Consider the following 17458-nt stretch of genomic DNA (forward strand, 5'->3'; position numbering starts at 1 on the left):
ATGTTTAGGCTTTTATTCGTTTCCTACTTGTAACTTCCTCAAAAGTAGTATCATAGTCAGACCTTAAAGTACCCATTGACCTGTCCCAAAATGTAAAGTACAAACCGTAATTCCCTTTAAAATAATGATGATGCTGATTATGGCAAACAGAAGTGATCATCCATTTACCCAGCCAATGCTTATTAAATCCGTTAGGAAAAAGCTCAAACCCAAGATGCCCGTAAACATTATAAAACATGCTGAATGCGAAATAGACTGCAATGTGGATAGGATGAACAGGAATTGTAAATAAATAAATTACAAATATTAATGATTCTAACACGGCCTCCAAAGGGTGAAACGCATATGCAGCAAGAGGAGAAGGGTTAGTGGATCTGTGGTGTACCAAATGAAAAGTTTTGAATAATAAAGGCGAATGCATCAGTCGATGTATCCAATAAAAATAAGTATCGTGCATCAGCATCATTATTGGAAAGGCAAGAAAAAAATACACTTTACTATGTTCATTAATGTTTTGATAAAAGGTGGTGTGCGGCCTGATAGCATCGTTTTGTAAGATAAGCAGGGGCGGAACAGCAAAGAGGATCATTGACAATATCGAAAACAGAGTATCCCTGATATGGTCTTTTGATTTAGGAAATTTTGATTGTATTTTTTTATGAGCGATTCTATTTTTTAAGAGCACATAAAATATAAAAAATACAGGTACCGCGATAAAAAGATATTTAATGGCGACATCTATTAGCTGTAAAAGAAAATTATTCCAAGTCATAGGTATGATTATTTGGAAGACAAAAGTATAGCCCTGGTTTTTATTATCAGTTAACCCGGGTTAATTTCTTACTTTGCTGCAAGTCTTTTTCTAAGGCGGCTCAGGCTTGGCGCCTCAATGCCTAAATAGTCGGCAAGGTATTTCAGCGGGATCTTTTGAAAAGCGTTTGGGTATTGTTGTTCAATATTCAAATACCGCTCCTTTAAACTCATTGTTTTGTCGGCTTGTTCATTTAACATTAACCTTCGTATTTCTTCTGCCAGTATTATATTTAAAAGAGTTTCATATTTAGGAGTTTCTTTAAAAATAACCTCAAGATCTTTTTTGTTTAGCATTAACGCCTCGCAATCTTCCAGCGCAATAAAATTTTTATGCGAGGGTACATTTAAGTGGAGGCCTTCGGTATAGGTAAAATAGTGGCCTTCATAAATAAAGTTGGTAGCTTTGGTATTTCCTGTTTGGTCTGCTATGGTTGTCATGATCAGTCCTTTATTTAAAAAACCAACAAACCTGCAATATTGACCCGCGTGTAACAGGTATTCGCCTTTAATGAATGTTTTTGGCTGAAAATAAGTAAAACTGCTTTCCAGCTCCTCATCGCTGATCGTGATCCTTTCCCGAATATATTCGGTTACACTGCTATACATCTGATTGTTTAATAACAAAATGCAATAATAATTATTGTTATTAGTGTCAACGGGAGAAGTAATGCCGTCAGTTGCCTGTAAAATAATATTTGACAAACATCTGATATAAAGTAACCATACAGAAGGCTGCGTATGGCAGGTTTGGGCTGATTAGCCCTGCTTAAGCCTGGCTAATCCCGCTCCTTTTAAATTCACTTGGAGTGCATCCGTATTTAGCTTTAAATACAGTTGAAAAGTAATTGGGACTGGAGAAGCCAACCATATAGGTGATCTCTGAGATAGAATAGCCTTCGTTGATAAGTAAATATTTAGCTTTTTTGAGCCTTCGGTTTAAAATATAATCTGTAATGCTGCAGCCAAGCAGGGCTTTTACCTTACGATAAAGCTGAACGCGCGAAATGCCGATAGTTTTACATATGTCGTCCACATTCAATCCTTCATTCCCTAAGTTTTGTTCAACAATACCTGCAAAATCATTGAGGAATTTTTTGTCGAGCGTTTTAGATACCGGCATTTTACCATGACTGATTTCACTGGTAAAATGCTCTTTGAGTATTACCCTGTTTTTAATCAGGTTTTTTACGGTGGCCAGCAAATGCTCGTAGTTAAAAGGTTTTACCATATACGCGTCGGCCATACTGCGCACGCCATCAATTTGCTGCTCAACGCTGGCCTGGGCTGTTAATAAAACAATAGGTATGTGCGATGTGCGCATATCGGTTTTCAGGTACTCGGTGATCTTTTTTCCTGATAATCCGGGCATAACAATGTCTGAAATGATCAGATCAGGCACTTTTTCAAAAGCTTCGCTCAACCCTTGTGTGCCATTATCCGCGGTAAATAGCTCATACTCGTTACTCAGCTTATCTGTTAGATAGCTCAGTAAATCTGCATTATCTTCAATAATAAGTATAGATTGTTCTTTAGGCGCAGCATCAAAATTTGGTTCAATCTTGCTTAATGGTTCGTCAAGATCCGTGGTATACATTTTCGCCCTTTCATCAATAACAGCACTATCAGTTATACGGATACAGCATGATTCATCCTGATCATTCAATGGTTCCAGAGGCATCGTTATGGTAAAAGTAGTGCCCTGCCACTTTCTGGTATTTACCTTTATACTGCCATGATGATTAGCAATGATCTCTTTTGATAAGGCCAAACCCAGTCCCGAACCTTTAGATGCTCCATTATCGGCCTGATAAAACTGATCAAATACATGAGCTGCTTCCTCCGGTTCCATTCCTATACCACTGTCCTGTATGGCAATATCAACCGTAGTAGTATTTTTAGTGAAAATAATCTGTATCCTGCCGTTATCATTAGTGAACTTTAAAGCATTTGATAACAGGTTGAAAAATACCTTATCAAGCATATTCATATCAAACCATACGGTGATGTTTTTTTCGGAGGAGGTAAGTACCAGATCAATATTTCGCTTTTGGGCATTGTGCTGAAAACTATTCAGAATATCTCTTACAAACTCAACGATATTATTGGGCGATGCATTGATCTGCTGTTTATCATATTCAATTTTGCGGTAATCAATTAACTGGTTAACCAGCCTTAAAAGCCTGAAAACGTTTTTATGCATCAGTTTTAAGCTTTTACCGGCCACCAGGCTCAGTTTTTCATTAGCCATCATATCCTCAATGGGCGAAAGGATAAGTGTTAAAGGGGTACGGAATTCATGAGAGATATTTGTAAAGAAATTTAGCTTGGCCTCTGTAGCGGCCTCTGCCTTGGCCGACATTTCTATCAGCTGGTTGCGCTGCAACAATATTTCCTTGTTTTTGGCTTCCAGGCTTTTGTTGATCTTGCGGTTTTCCATGAGTGAGTAAAAGGCTACCCCGCCAAAAACAATGGCCAGCACCAGTGTGATCACAATGATATTTAAGATCAGCTGCTGGCTGTTATATATTTCACGTTGTTCGGTTAATAATGATTGCTGCCGCTCAATATCTTTTTGCTGGTTATTGATCCTGGCCCATTGTACTTTCATTAACTGAACATTACTTGAATCAATCACCAGAGATTGCAAAATGTTCTCTTTTGAAAAGGTCTCTTTGTTTAATATCCTGAAAGCAGTAGTAATGGCCTCCTTACCACCGGTTGGGTAAAGCATACTGGCATCAATGGTTTTAGATGCTACCATTTGCAAGCCCCCGCCGTTCCCTGGCAACGCGTCGACACCAAGTACTTTAATAGGGTGCGAAAACGGTAGTTTATTCAAAACCTTTCTGGTACCTTGTGCCATAACATCGTTATGAGCAAACACCGCGTTAGTGTTTTTCAGTACAGGCTGTATTTGTAACAATTGCTTTTCGGCATTACTTTGTAGCCAGTCGCCATATACCTGCGATACGATATGTATACCGGGATATTTTGAAAGAGCATAGCTAAAGCCCTTTTGCCGCTCAATAGCAGGCGACGAGCCCGGCAAACCCATTACCTCCACTACATTGCCATGCCCCTTGAGTGTGGTGCCTAAATATTCTCCTGCTATTTTACCTACCTGGTAGTTATCAGCTCCCACATATGCCGTGTACAGATCGGATGATGTTTTACGGTCGATAACAATCACAGGAATACCTTTGCTATAGATCTGTTCAACTATACCAGTAAGTGGCTGGGCCTCATTGGGCGATATGATCAGGAGGTCTATACCTTCATCAAGCATTTGCTTTACCTGCTCAATCTGTTTTTTGCTGCTGTTATCTGCATCGGCATAAAGGAACCTGGCGCCGGGATGCAGCGACAATTCCATCTTCATTTCATCAAGCATATTGCGCCGCCAAAGGTCAGAGCCTACACACTGGGAAAAACCTATGGTGTATTGGGATGTTTTATCAGCGTTCTTGCAGCCACCAAACAGGAGTAACGGTAAGATAAGTGACAAAATAAAGGTGCGCAGTTTTTGATGCAAAGCCATTAGCTTTTAATGCTGTGATTAATTAATTTATATAGTTGGTTTATTGGGGTTGTTTACCGGCGTCGGGGCCGTTTGATATCAAAGTTATCAATAAATGCAGCTACAATACAAATAAGGCGGGTATGGCAAGCCTATGATAAGCCAAACCAATGTATCAAAATTGAAATAAGCGGGTAACATAAACTAAGATTTAAACAGTAACGTTGATCTGTTTTTATTTTATATATCTGTAAATGAGGTTTTTAAATTGAATTTCATTTTTGTACGCTTCTGGTACAAATTCAGTAACCACTGCCCGGCCTATCAGGTTATTTTGCAGCTATAAATCCAATTACACCTTTATAATTTTATGAGAAAATATTCCGTCCTGGCCTGGTCTATGGTTGTGGCCCTCGGTGGCTTTTTGTTCGGGTTTGATACCGCAGTGATATCCGGTGCCGAAAAATCTATCCAACAATTCTGGCACCTTTCAGTTTTTGAACATGGTTTAACCATATCCATCGCTTTAATAGGTACTGTAATAGGCTCACTGCTTGGTGCCAGGCCATCTGACTTGTTCGGGCGTAAAAACACCTTGTATTTTGTAGCGCTGGCTTATTTATTATCATCGGCTGGTACCGCGCTGGCTGGTAACTGGTATGTGTTTTTAATATTTAGGTTGCTGGGCGGTTTGGGGGTAGGCGTATCATCGGTAACTGCGCCCATTTATATTTCAGAAATATCTCCGGCCGACAGGCGTGGCAGGTTGGTGGGTTTATTCCAGTTCAACGTGGTGCTGGGTATATTGATCTCCTACCTTTCCAATTACCTTATTAGCCAGGGCGGCGAATCATCCTGGCGCTGGATGCTGGGTGTACAGGCTTTCCCTTCACTGCTGTTTCTGGTGTTAATTTACTTTATACCTGAAAGCCCAAGGTGGCTTATCCTTAAAAAAGGAGCGAATGAAAAGGCGCTTAAAATACTTAAGGTCATCAATCCGCTTAATAGCGAACTGGAACTGGAGTCTATAAAAAAATCAAATATTCAGGAGGGTAGTGTAAGCGATAGCCTTTTCTCGGGGCAATATAAAATGCCGGTGATCATGGCTGTGCTGTTTGCCTTTTTTAACCAGGTATCGGGTATTAACGCCATCATTTATTATGCCCCCCGCATATTTGAAATGGCAGGGCTTGGCGCGCACTCTTCCCTGCTGTCAACCGTAGGTATAGGCCTTATCAACTTTATATTCACGTTGCTGGCCATCAATGTAATTGATAAGGTGGGCAGGCGCATGCTCATGCTTATTGGCTCTTTTGGGCTTATCATTTCCTTGTTTTTGGTGGCTTTCACTTTTTATTCGGGCCACTTCAACGGCTTTGCAATTCCGGCTTACATGATGGTGTTCATCGCGTTTTTCGCTTTTTCGCAAGGCGCGGTGATCTGGGTGTTTATATCCGAGATATTTCCAAATCAGGTGAGGGCAAAGGGACAAACACTGGGAAGCTCAACCCATTGGGTAATGGCGGCGCTGATTGCATTTTGCTTTCCCTACTTCGCCGAAACGCTGGGTGGGGCTGTTACCTTTTCCTTTTTCGGGGTAATGATGGTTGGCCAGCTCATTTTTGTTTGGAAAGTGATGCCCGAAACCAAAGGGAAATCATTGGAGCAGATTGAAAATAACCTATTAATGCACTAACAGGCATAGTATACTGATCAATTAACTATACCAATTACAGCTTAGAAAATAGCTGAATTTCAAAAACCAAATACTTAACCTATAACAAAAAATGATGAGAAAATTACTACTAATTGCCTTTGTAATGCTGGTTACGGCATTGCAGGGTTTCGGGCAGGCCCGAAGTATTACCGGCCGGGTAACGGATAAGACTGCCGGGCCGCTGGAAGCTGTTACCGTTGTTGTGGTGGAAACACAAAAGGCGGCGTTAACAGATAAAGATGGGAAGTTTACTATACAGGCCACTAACGGCCAAACATTAAAATTCTCTTATATCGGCCTCAATACGCAAACGATTAAGGTAGCTGCGGATACCAAAAATTTACAAATAACCCTGGAAGGTAATTCTAACTTAAATGAAGTAGTGGTTACCGGTTATCAGAAAGAACGTAAAAAAGACATCACCGGCGCTGTAGCCGTGGTTAATGTAAGCGAGATCAAAGATATTCCGGTAGGTAACCCTATTAAGGCTTTACAGGGCCGGGTACCAGGCTTGTTCATCACTTCAGATGGTTCGCCCAATGGCGGCGCTACGGTACGGGTACGTGGTAATACCACATTGCCCTTACCAGGCCTTCCGGGTAACGATCCGCTTTATATTATTGATGGGGTACAAACCCAGCGCGGTTTACAGGAAATTAACCAGAGCGATATAGAATCGATACAGGTATTGAAAGATGCTGCCTCGGCTTCTATTTATGGTTCGCGCGCGGCCGCCGGTGTCATCATCGTTACCACCAAAAAAGCGAAAGCGGGTTTCAGTCGTATTAATTTTGATGCATCAACCTCGCTGCAATTTTATACCAGCAAATTAAAAACCCTAAATACGCAGGAAAGGGGTGAGGCCTATTGGCGTGCTTCGGTAAATGACAAGCTTGATCCAAACCTGAATCAAACTTACCAGTACGATTGGAATAAAGATTATAACAACCCAGTGCTTAACCAGGTTATATTACCCGAGTTCCTGGATGCAGCTAAAACCATGAAGCCTGCCAACACCAGCTGGTTCGATGAGATCGGGCAAACATCGGTTATACAATCCTACAACTTATCGGTAGCTAATGGTAACGAAAAAGGTAACTCTCTGTTTTCAGTCAGTTATTACGATAATAAAGGTATCATCAAAGAAACGCATGATCAAAAGATAACCGCTCGCTTCAACTCGGAGTATAACTTTTTCAATAATCGTTTAAAGGTAGGCGAAACCTTTACCGGCACCTATATGAAAGATGTGCTGATCCCTACCGGCGATGTTACAGGCCTGTCGCAAATTGAAGAACCTGCTGTTCCTGTGCATACCGTGGATGGAGTAGGATGGGGTGGTCCCGGCCCGGGCATGGCTGACAGGCAAAACCCGGTAAGGTTAATTGAAGACAACAAACAGAACAAAAATAACTTTGGCCGTATACTTGGTAATGCCTATGCTGAATTAAACATTATTAAAGGGCTAAATTTCCGTACCAGTATCTCTGCAGATTATAGCGGCAACTATGCCCGTACGTTGCGTAAATCATATGTTTCCGGCTTCCTGTCAGATCCAACAAACCTGGTAAACCAGAATGCCAACTATGAAGGCAACTGGATATTCAGCAATACCTTAACGTATAATTTAAATAAAGGCAAACATAAACTGGATGTTTTAGCCGGTCAGGAAGAGTTAAAATACATTAACCAAACCTTTTATGGAACCAGGCAAGGGGTAGGCGAGGAAAATATTGATTATGCCTATTTAAGTTCCGGATCAACCAATATTGATAATGGTGGTTCCGGTGGTAATTATTCCCTATTGTCATATTTCGGAAAAGCCAACTACTCTTTTGATGATAAATATCTGGCGTCGGTAACGGTACGTCGCGATGGTTCCTCAAGGTTTGGGGCAAATAACAGGTATGGTGTATTTCCCTCAGTGTCGGTAGGCTGGCGCTTAAGTCAGGAAAGTTTTATAAAGGATAATGTATCTGCCATATCTGATCTGAAATTACGCTACTCTTACGGGCAAACCGGTAATCAGGCCAGTCCTTACTATGCGCCTTATACACTCTATTCGGCTATTTATGGTGTTAATCACGTATTTGGTTATGAATCAGGCTCGGCCTATGATATCAGTGGCGCAGGTACCGGTCAGCTTCCATCGGGTTTTACCCAAATACAACAGGGTAATGATAACCTGAAATGGGAAACTACAACACAATCAAATTACGGTTTAGATTTTGGGCTTTTTAACAATACCATTACCGGTTCGGCCGATTATTTTGTAAAAAGCACTAAAGACATCCTGCTTACCCCGGCATATTTAGCCGTTTTAGGTGAGTCAGGTAACCGTACTATTAACGCGGCATCGGTTCGTAATACCGGTTTTGAGTTTTTGCTGAATTATAGCGGCAGGGTATCTAATGATCTGTCGTTTACTTTAACCGGAAACATCGCGGCCTATCGTAACAAGATCACCAGCCTGCCGCAGGATGCCATAGCTTCATATCCCGGTAACGGAACCGATCAAACCATTTTAGGACGTTCGGTTAATTCTATTTACGGATACGTTGCCGATGGTTTATTCAGGTCACAGGCCGAGGTTGATAATTCACCGGAGCAGCCAGGTAAGGGTTTGGGCCGCATCAGGTATAAAGACTTAAACGGCGATGGTATAATTGACAGTAAGGATCAAAGGTTTATAGCGACTACCGATCCTGATTTTACTTATGGTTTGAATGTTTCTGTGAGCTATCGCCAGTTTGACCTCGTATTCTTTTTGCAAGGTGTACAAGGGGTGCAAGAGTATAATACCTATAAGGGACTGACCGATTTCTCGTCAATAGCACCGGGTGCAAACTGGGGAACAAGAACACTAAGCGCCTGGACTCCTCAAAACCCAAATTCTACCATTCCGGCATTAACCACTGTTGACAGGAATAACGAAGGACGCTCATCTACCTACTATATTGAAAACGGATCATATTTAAAATTAAGGAACATTCAGTTGGGATATAACTTAAAGGATGCGCTCAAAAGCATCAATGTTAAAACCGCGAGGGTATATGTACAGGCAAGCAACCTGTTTACGGTTAAAAGTAAATCCTACACCGCTATTGATCCGGAAAACCCTAATAATATTTATCCTATCCCGGTTATTGGTACCGTGGGTGTAAACCTTTCATTTTAAATATTTAGCGCATAACAACATGAAAAATAAAATATATATAGCGGCTTTGTTTTGTGTTTGCCTGCTATCATGCAAGAAAACACTGGATACCGTGCCACAAGGCACGGCCGCGAGCAGCGATTTAAATACCCCGGCCAATATTGATAAGATGGTTATTGCCGCGTATTCGGCTTTGGGTAATGATGAGTACATGACGCCCTACAGCAGCATGTGGCCTTATGGCAGTATTAGGAGTGGCGACGCTTACAAAGGCGGTGACGGTCCCGGCGATATTAGCGAGTTTCACGGCTATGAAACATTTTCACTTAACCGTGTAGACTACGGGCCTACCGATGCCCTTTGGTTTAGACTTTATGTAGGTATTGGCAGGGTAAATGATGCCTTAAGCCGTGTTAACGCTATATCCGACGCGGATTTTCCGAATAAGGCGGTAAGGCAGGGCGAGCTGCGCTTTTTACGCGGGCATTTTTATTTCCTGCTTAAAATACTGTTTAAGTATGTACCTTACATTGATGAAACTGTAGTCAAAACGGATTACCCTACGATTTCAAATAATGCATTGACTGATGATGCTTTATGGAAAAAAATAGAAGACGATTTTCGTGCCGGGGTAGCCAGTTTGCCTAAAACACAACCAGAGGTGGGCAGGGCCAATAAGTATGCCGCAGAAGCTTATCTGGCCAAGACTTTATTGTACCATGCCTATACCCAGGACGAAAGTAACAACGTAACCGGAATTGACCAGGCCAAACTTACAGAAGTTAACACGTTATGTGATGATGTTATTAACTCTGGCGGTTATGCGTTATTGCCCGATTTTGCCAACAACTTTTTGTCACAGTTTGAAAACGGAAAAGAATCTGTTTTTGCCATTCAATATTCTATAAACGACGGTACTCCGCAGGGCCGTGAGGATTTTGGTCACGAGCTTGACTACCCGATGAACCAGGAATACGGTTGCTGCGGCTTCCATGTTCCGAGCAATAACCTGATCAACGCGTTCAAAACAGATAACAATGGTTTACCGATGTTCGGCACTTTTAACAATGCTGATATTGAACCAACCGGCGACTATAAAACCAACTCGTTTGATCCGCGTATAGATCATACCGTGGCCACGCCGGGACATCCTTATAAATACCGGTCGAGCTTTATTTTCCAAACTTCATGGGCACGCGCACCGCAGGTTTACGGGCCGCATTTGAGTATGAAAGAAACCGTTTTGCCTGATGATCCCGCATTCAAAAAATTCCCTCCGTTTATGTCAAGCGGAAAAAACTGGGCTATTATCCGTTATGCCGATGTGCTATTATTTAAAGCCGAAGCTTTAATTGAAATGAACAGAGAGTTGGAAGCAGTACCACTGATTAACCAGATCCGTCAGCGGGCGGCTAACAGTGAATCGTTGTTGAAACAGGCAGATGGCAGCGCTATCTCTAATTACAAGATCGCTACTTATCAACCCGGAGTAAATTGCGTTTGGTCGCAGGATTTTGCCAGGCAGGCGCTGCGGTTTGAGCGCCGCTTAGAATTCGCGATGGAAGGCTACCGCTTTTTTGACCTGGTACGATGGGGAATTGCAGCTGAATATATGAACAGCTATTTTGCAGTCGAAAAAACAAGAAAATCGCATTTGCAGGATGCTGTATTTAAAAAGAACAGGGACGAATATATGCCTATCCCATTAAATCAGATTAACTTTAGCAAAGGATTATATAAACAAAACCACGGTTGGTAATATCTATGTTAGCCGGGAGATAATTCTCCTGGCTAACATTATATGTAAGTGAATATTCAATTATCTAAATTTATATCAAATGATTAGAGTTAACATTATTAGCGCGTTGCTTATAGTTTTGGGCTTAAGCTCAAATGCTCAGCAAAGTACAACGCCTACGCCGCAATGGCGGCCGGTTTATCATTTTTCGCCACCTACTAACTGGACAAATGATCCAAACGGACTAATAGTTTTAAACGGCGAGTTTCAATTGTATTATCAGCATAATCCGTTTGAAAACAAATGGGGACACATGAGCTGGGGGCACGCCACCAGTACAGACCTCATCAGTTGGAAAAGTCTGCCGGTTGCTATTCCGGAAGTGCTTAGTAAAGATACTACCACCTGGATATACTCAGGATCGGTGGTTAACGATAAAAATAATACCAGCGGCTTTGGTACAAAAGGTAAAGGTCCATTAGTTGCCATTTTTACGGCCGATCAGCCTAAGCAAAAAAAAGAGTCGCAGTTTATAGCTTATAGCCTTGATAACGGCTTAACCTATAAGCAGTATAGTAGTAACCCGGTAATTGATTTGAACAAACGCGATTTCCGCGACCCCAACGTGTTTTGGTATGAGCCGGCAAAACAATGGATCATGACGGTTGCTATGGTTGATGAGCACATGGTACGTATTTATGGCTCAAAAAATTTAAAGGAATGGACAAAGCTGAGTGATTTTGGTCCGGCAGGTTATACTAAAAACGGATGGGAGTGCCCATCGCTGTTGCCTATAACCGTTGATGGCAACGCTCAAAAGGTTAAGTGGGTGCTTTTTGTCTCGTGTGGCGGCGACCACGGACCGCTGATGCAATATTATGTGGGTGATTTTGATGGAGTAAACTTTAAAAATGATAATGCAGCCGACAAAATATTAACAGTTGATTATGGCGATGCCTTTTACGCGGCTATAGCCTGGCGCGATGCCCCTGCCAATAAAAAGCTGCTGATAGGCTGGTTACAGAATGGCAGGCGTGAAACCTATCCCTGGAAAGGGCAAATGTCCATTCCGCATGACCTTACCTTAAAAACAACTGATGAGGGTTTAAGATTATTTCAAAACCCGCCAGCAATGCTTAGCAAAGGGCTCGCGAAAATTACCAGGGGAAGTGTGCTGTCTATGAAAAACGTAGTGGTTAATAATGAAACCGTTCCTTTATCTAAAAAAGGAGCCTATGATAGCAATGCTATCTGGATAAATGCAGAGTTTGCCATTAATGATTCAAAAAAGATGGGCTTTAATGTTGCAGAAAAACAGGACAAGTCAAAAAAGGTAGTTGTAGGTTATAACACAGAAAAGCAGGAGTTGTTTATTGATTGCAGTACATCAGAAAAAGAAAATAAACAGGCAGTAAACCTGGTACAAACTGCCTCAATGAAACCGGTTAATGGGATAATCAAAATAAAGGTTTTGGTAGACAAATCATCGCTGGAGGTATTTGGTAACGATGGAGAAAAGGTAATATCCACTATGATTTATCCGGATAAAGATGCAACCGGTGTTTCAATGTTTTCAGAAGGAAAGTCAACTTTGCGTGACCTAAATATTAGGGAGCTGAAATAGTGGTGGTTATTATTGGTTTTATATTCGCACGGACTGTAAATAAACAGCAACATTCATGCTTAATGGTACGTACAACGCCTTAGTTTTATTATAAACTATAATTAGGGTAATGAGGGTGTTAGTTTTTTTAACTAACGCCCTTTTTTGCTATGGCAGCATATTCAAAACCGCTTTCGCGGCCACAATATGTGGTAATTCAGAAGGTATGTTGCGGGCAGGTAACTTTATACCTGTTGTTAAGCAGAATTCCTATAACGATTTCATGGGTTCCGCTACTCACAGTCCTTAATTGGGAAGTGGTGAAATCATAAGAATATCCGACATTAACAAATGAGCTGATATTAATGCCAGCCAACGTCGCAAATGAGTCGTCACGCCTGTAAGAGCCTCCCACCCAAAGTTTATCCCGGAAAGACAACTTCATATTGATATCAAAAGTAGTAGGAACAGGTTTGATCATTTTTAGTAATACCGAAGGCAAAAAGGTTATATCATCATTTAAAAAAACTTTAAAGCCACCGGTAAGGAAATAGTGCGGCACAGTTTTGTTTTGATAAGTATTGTTCCTGGTGGTAATAAACAGATTTTGAGGAAGAAGCTGCTGAACGGAAAGCCCTATAAAATAATCGGGTGCATAAGCCCAAACACCAAATCCCAGATCCGGTTTCCATTGATTATTATCAAGGTTAGAAAATATAGGATCAAGTGAATTTACCAAAGTGACTTGTGAAAGATTAAGAACGTTATGGCTGAAACCACCAGCTACACCAACTGCCAGATTGAGTCTTGAAGTTAAACCCAGGTGGTATGCATAAGTTGCATCGATAGTGGTTTGTGATATAGGTCCGGTTTTATCAGTGACGATAGTTAGGCCAATACCATGATGAGGTTCAGCGGCCTGATATTGTTGTGTGTACAGCCTGCTGGAGGGATTGATTCCACCACCGGCCGGAAAAGCGGTGGCATCTCCCCGAACAAAGTTTTTCCCGATCGGGGCATTGATGGTGAGGTAGCCGGTTACCGGGGCTCCTTCCAATCCGGTCCACTGGCTGCGGTATCCGGCCTTCACATCTGTGTAATTTTCAATGCCTGATAAAGCCGGGTTTAACAAATAATTATTAAAAACGTACTGGGTATATTGCGGCTTTTGCTGAGCCAGGCAAAGCTGGCTTAACACTGTAAGGATAATCAGGGATAGCGTTTTTAAACGTTCTAACATAATTAAGTTATCGTAATATGGTAAGCGGGCCGGTTAGAACCTGGTTATTAACTTTGGTGTTGATAATATAGTAGTAAGTACCCGGCGATAATGCCTGGCCATTAAAAGTGCCATCCCAAGGGGCACTGTAACCGATGTTATGGTATAATTTTGTACCATAACGATTAAATATGTCAATCACCGCATCCTGGTAAGCGATAAGGCCTTTAATTTCCCAGAAATCATTGATCCCATCACCATTAGGCGTAAACGTATTAGGTATAGTTAAACTTGGTGATACCTTAACAAGAACCTGGCTTTGGCTTGTACAACCATGGCTATTAATTACCTTAAGGGTGTAAACCCTGTCTGCTTCTCCGGTAATTATGGGATTTTTTATTTTATCATCACTGATGCCAATGTTAGGTGTCCATAAATACTGCACATCAGGATCGCTGACAAATGGTTTTAATGTTAAATCCCTATTTTGTAATACATATACTACCCCACCGGCGTTAACTGTTGGTGGCAGGATAAATTTAACCATAAGGTCATCTGTTGTGGTATAACACGGGTCATTAGTAATAGCCATTAATGTTAATTTTACGGTACCGGCTTTAATATCATCAGCACTTGGCACATACGAAGCATCGGGGTTGGTGGCAGCAGGAAAAAATGTGCCGCTTCCTGAGGTTATCCAATTACAAGGGAGTGCTACCAGCATTTTACCTGCCAATGGAACAGTGGTACTTTGGGAACAAACCTCTATATCCTGCCCGGCATCAACAGCGGGTGTCTTTCCAAACTTTACGATCATGTTAGATGCAGAGATTTGGCAATCATCATTACTGGTAGAAGAAAGTGTCAGGGTCACAGATCCTGCAGATCTATCCTGTTCAGAAGGAATATATTGGGCATTTAAACTATTATTTGACGGGGAAAATCTACCCTTTCCACTACTATTCCATATTCCTGTTACGCTGCCTCCGGATACACTTCCGGACAGGTTGATAGCAGGTATATTGATACAAACAGATTGGTTAGGCCCGGCATTGGCCAAGGGCGGCTGATTCACTGCCACCTGAGTGATACCAGCCTCGCTGGTACAGGTGTTTACCGTAACAAATAGCTTATAAGTCCCTGCATTAGCCGGGGTAGCATTTGGTATATCTGCATTTTGTAATGTTGAACTATAATCATTTGGGCCAACCCAAAGGTAACTTGCTCCTGGGACTAAAGCCGACCTCAATTGAATTGTACTGCCCTGGCAAACAGGAGAATTACTGTTAGCCTGTGGAATATGCGGGCGCGGATTAACAATTACACTATAAATAAAAGGAGGATATAAATACCCATAAGCAGTGGGCGTAATAGTGTAGTTAACACGAATTGGGATATATCCGGTATTTATTAAACTTTCATTGATGTTGGGTGTAGTTTGATTTGTTACAGCTGCATTAGCAATATTAGGTACGGCATCCCGTTTCCAGCTAAAGGTAGCTTCATTTACATTTGAAGTAATCGTGTAGTTTTGAGGTACGTTGCTGCATGCAATGCCATTATTTGCGCTGGTTATAGTGGCCGTAGGATAAACTGTAGCAGTTAAAGTAATTGGAGAATCAGCGCAATTCGGAAAATATTGCAGTAAATAGGTTACATCAATTGGAGCGTTGGTGGTGTTAAATAAAACTTCAGATATAGTTGAGTTTGTTTGACCCGAAATGCCTGCATTACTTATGCCGGGTATAGCTGGCCGGCTCCATTTAAAAATAGTATTTGGTAAGTTAAACTTGATCTGGAAATTGCTGCTGGTTTTATTGGGTATACTTGTAGTAGTTTTTCCAATAAAGCTGGGTTTAGGGTAAACAGTAACCATATAATGGAATGGAGCAGCTGTGTTGCCATCAACAGCGATGAGATAAGTTACAGTAACAGGAGTGTTGGTGAGGTTAATTAGCGCTTCCTTAATAATCGAGGTTTTTTGACCGTTTACTGCCGGATTACTAATTCCAGTTACTGCAGCTCTGCTCCAGGAAAAGGAAGCAGTAGATACATTTGCCATAATATTATAATTCAGTTCCAAACCGCTGCAAACATTATCTGCGGATGAGCTATTAATTTGGGGTAAAGGTGTTACCTGTATATCCACTTTAGTTCTAAGGCTACTGCAACCATCCACCGTAGTCTGTACATAGTAAGAGGTGTCATTTGTTAAGGTGGGGGTTAAGTATGAATTTGTTAGAGAAAGCAGCTTACCCCCGGTTGGGGCAGAATACCATTCATAAGTACCTGTTGACCCGGTGGCTGTAAGCGTTACTGTATTCCCTGTCAGCACCGTTAATCCTGAAGCATTTGGTGCAGGTGGGGCGCTAACGATAACCTTAACAGCAGTGCGAGAGCTGGCAACCCCGCTATATATTGCCTGCGCGTAGTAAGTTGTAGTTCCACTAAGGGGATTAGTTAAAAAAGTAGGGCCAACTGAAAGCAAATTTCCTCCGGTAGCCGTATCATACCACTGGATTTCGCCTTTTGGCGCTGTTGCAGCAATAGTTGAACGGCTGCCTAAACAACCAGTAACATCCGAGGCGGTTGGCGGAGTAACAAACGGTTGAATGGTAATAACCATTTGGTCAGATTTGGCTTCGCAAACTTTAGAATCGTTTGTAGTTAAACGAAGTATAACCCGCCGTTCTTCAGCAGCCGGTGTATATATAGCATTGGTTAGCGTTGGGTCTGAAAATGAGCCCGCTCCCCCAGACCACTTTCCACCAGAGGCCCCATGAATAACACCCGCCAGCTGGATTGGCTCACCTATGGCCGAAATTTGATCGTCGCCTGCCTGAACAGACATTTTTTCATTAATAGTAATGGAGCAAGTTTGCACAGTACCATCAGAACTAATTACGCGGGTTACAGTATAGGTGCCTGGGGTACTTGCGCTTAAATTAACTTCGCCTGTGCCTGTGTCTACAAAAACCAGTCCCGGAGAAGAACTATATGAACTTGGAATAAAATCTAAATTGGGTCTGGGATTAATACCATCCTGGCAATAAGGTCCTTCATAAAAAAAAGCCACACCATCTCCCGGGACATAAATGTTAATAGAACTACTATAAGGAATTTGACAGGGGTTGTTACTCATGCGTGTAACCGTGTACCTCCCGGGTTTACTGGCGCGAGCATTAATTTCGCCTGTAGTGGTATTTGCAAAAACCAATCCTTCAGGCTGAACACTAAATGTTCCTTCTGAGCCATTTCTAACAGCCGGTACAATAAGCTTTGGGTATGTTGTTACATAACCGCCAGAAGGGTATAGAAATTTAATGTCGGGAATGGTGTCCACCGTCACGGTTACCGGAGCTCTCGCACTATTACAGCTTTCCGTTGAATACTGAACGTAATAAGTAATGGTTTCGAATAAGCTGGGCGTAGTAAAGGTACTGCCTGAAGCTAATAAACCTCCATCGGCAGCTGCATCATACCAGGTGATATTACTTCCGGGAGGAGCCTGGGCAGTCAGCGTAGCAGCTGATCCGGTGCAAACCCTTGTTCCATTAGCCAATGGCGCAACAGGAAGGGGATTAACAGTTACAGTTACCGGTGTTGGCGTGCTTTCACAGTTATTTTCTCGGGTCTTAACATAGTATGTTATTGTTGCATTCAATTGCGGGGTCACAAATGTTTGCGAGGAGGA

General features: G+C 41.9%; 9 protein-coding genes. 4 read left to right on the plus strand and 5 right to left on the minus strand.

What is annotated here, in order from left to right:
* Positions 1 to 4: 4 nt before the first annotated feature.
* The 3 genes from AAGC65_RS18825 to AAGC65_RS18835 all read right to left on the minus strand — a co-directional run bounded on the left by AAGC65_RS18825 (position 5) and on the right by AAGC65_RS18835 (position 4351).
* Entirely contained in the window at positions 5 to 772 is a 768-nt protein-coding gene (locus AAGC65_RS18825) for a sterol desaturase family protein (protein WP_343114011.1), read from the minus strand.
* 68 nt (positions 773 to 840) lie between these two features.
* Positions 841 to 1419 carry a Crp/Fnr family transcriptional regulator gene (locus tag AAGC65_RS18830; RefSeq protein ID WP_343114012.1) on the minus strand — a complete coding sequence of 193 codons (579 nt, stop codon included), beginning with the start codon at positions 1417 to 1419 and terminating at the stop codon, positions 841 to 843.
* Positions 1420 to 1579: 160 nt separating this feature from the next.
* Positions 1580 to 4351, minus strand: coding sequence for a substrate-binding domain-containing protein (locus AAGC65_RS18835; RefSeq protein ID WP_343114013.1), 2772 nt, complete (start codon positions 4349 to 4351; stop codon positions 1580 to 1582).
* A gap of 349 nt (positions 4352 to 4700) precedes the next feature.
* Between AAGC65_RS18835 and AAGC65_RS18840 the strand changes: the two genes are divergently transcribed.
* The 4 genes from AAGC65_RS18840 (at position 4701) to AAGC65_RS18855 (ending at position 12566) form a co-directional block, all read left to right on the plus strand.
* Positions 4701 to 6026, plus strand: a complete 1326-nt coding sequence (locus AAGC65_RS18840) for a sugar porter family MFS transporter (protein WP_343114014.1) — start codon at positions 4701 to 4703, stop codon at positions 6024 to 6026.
* Positions 6027 to 6117: 91 nt separating this feature from the next.
* On the plus strand, positions 6118 to 9225 hold the full coding sequence (locus AAGC65_RS18845; protein WP_343114015.1) for a TonB-dependent receptor: 3108 nt from the start codon (positions 6118 to 6120) through the stop codon (positions 9223 to 9225).
* A 19-nt stretch (positions 9226 to 9244) separates the two neighbouring features.
* Positions 9245 to 10963 carry a RagB/SusD family nutrient uptake outer membrane protein gene (locus tag AAGC65_RS18850; RefSeq protein WP_343114016.1) on the plus strand — a complete coding sequence of 573 codons (1719 nt, stop codon included), beginning with the start codon at positions 9245 to 9247 and terminating at the stop codon, positions 10961 to 10963.
* A gap of 79 nt (positions 10964 to 11042) precedes the next feature.
* Positions 11043 to 12566: a glycoside hydrolase family 32 protein gene (locus AAGC65_RS18855; protein ID WP_343114017.1), complete on the plus strand. Its 1524-nt coding sequence runs from the start codon at positions 11043 to 11045 to the stop codon at positions 12564 to 12566.
* Positions 12567 to 12762: 196 nt separating this feature from the next.
* On the opposite strand, the gene AAGC65_RS18860 is transcribed toward AAGC65_RS18855, so the two are convergent.
* Both AAGC65_RS18860 and AAGC65_RS18865 read right to left on the minus strand, forming a co-directional pair.
* Positions 12763 to 13785, minus strand: a complete 1023-nt coding sequence (locus tag AAGC65_RS18860; RefSeq protein WP_343114018.1) for a type IX secretion system membrane protein PorP/SprF — start codon at positions 13783 to 13785, stop codon at positions 12763 to 12765.
* Positions 13786 to 13792: 7 nt separating this feature from the next.
* A partial coding sequence (locus AAGC65_RS18865; protein ID WP_343114019.1) for a PKD-like domain-containing protein occupies positions 13793 to 17458 on the minus strand: 3666 nt, incomplete at its 5' end.

It is taken from the genome of Mucilaginibacter sp., from assembly GCF_039207105.1.
Taxonomy (GTDB): Bacteria; Bacteroidota; Bacteroidia; order Sphingobacteriales; family Sphingobacteriaceae; genus Mucilaginibacter.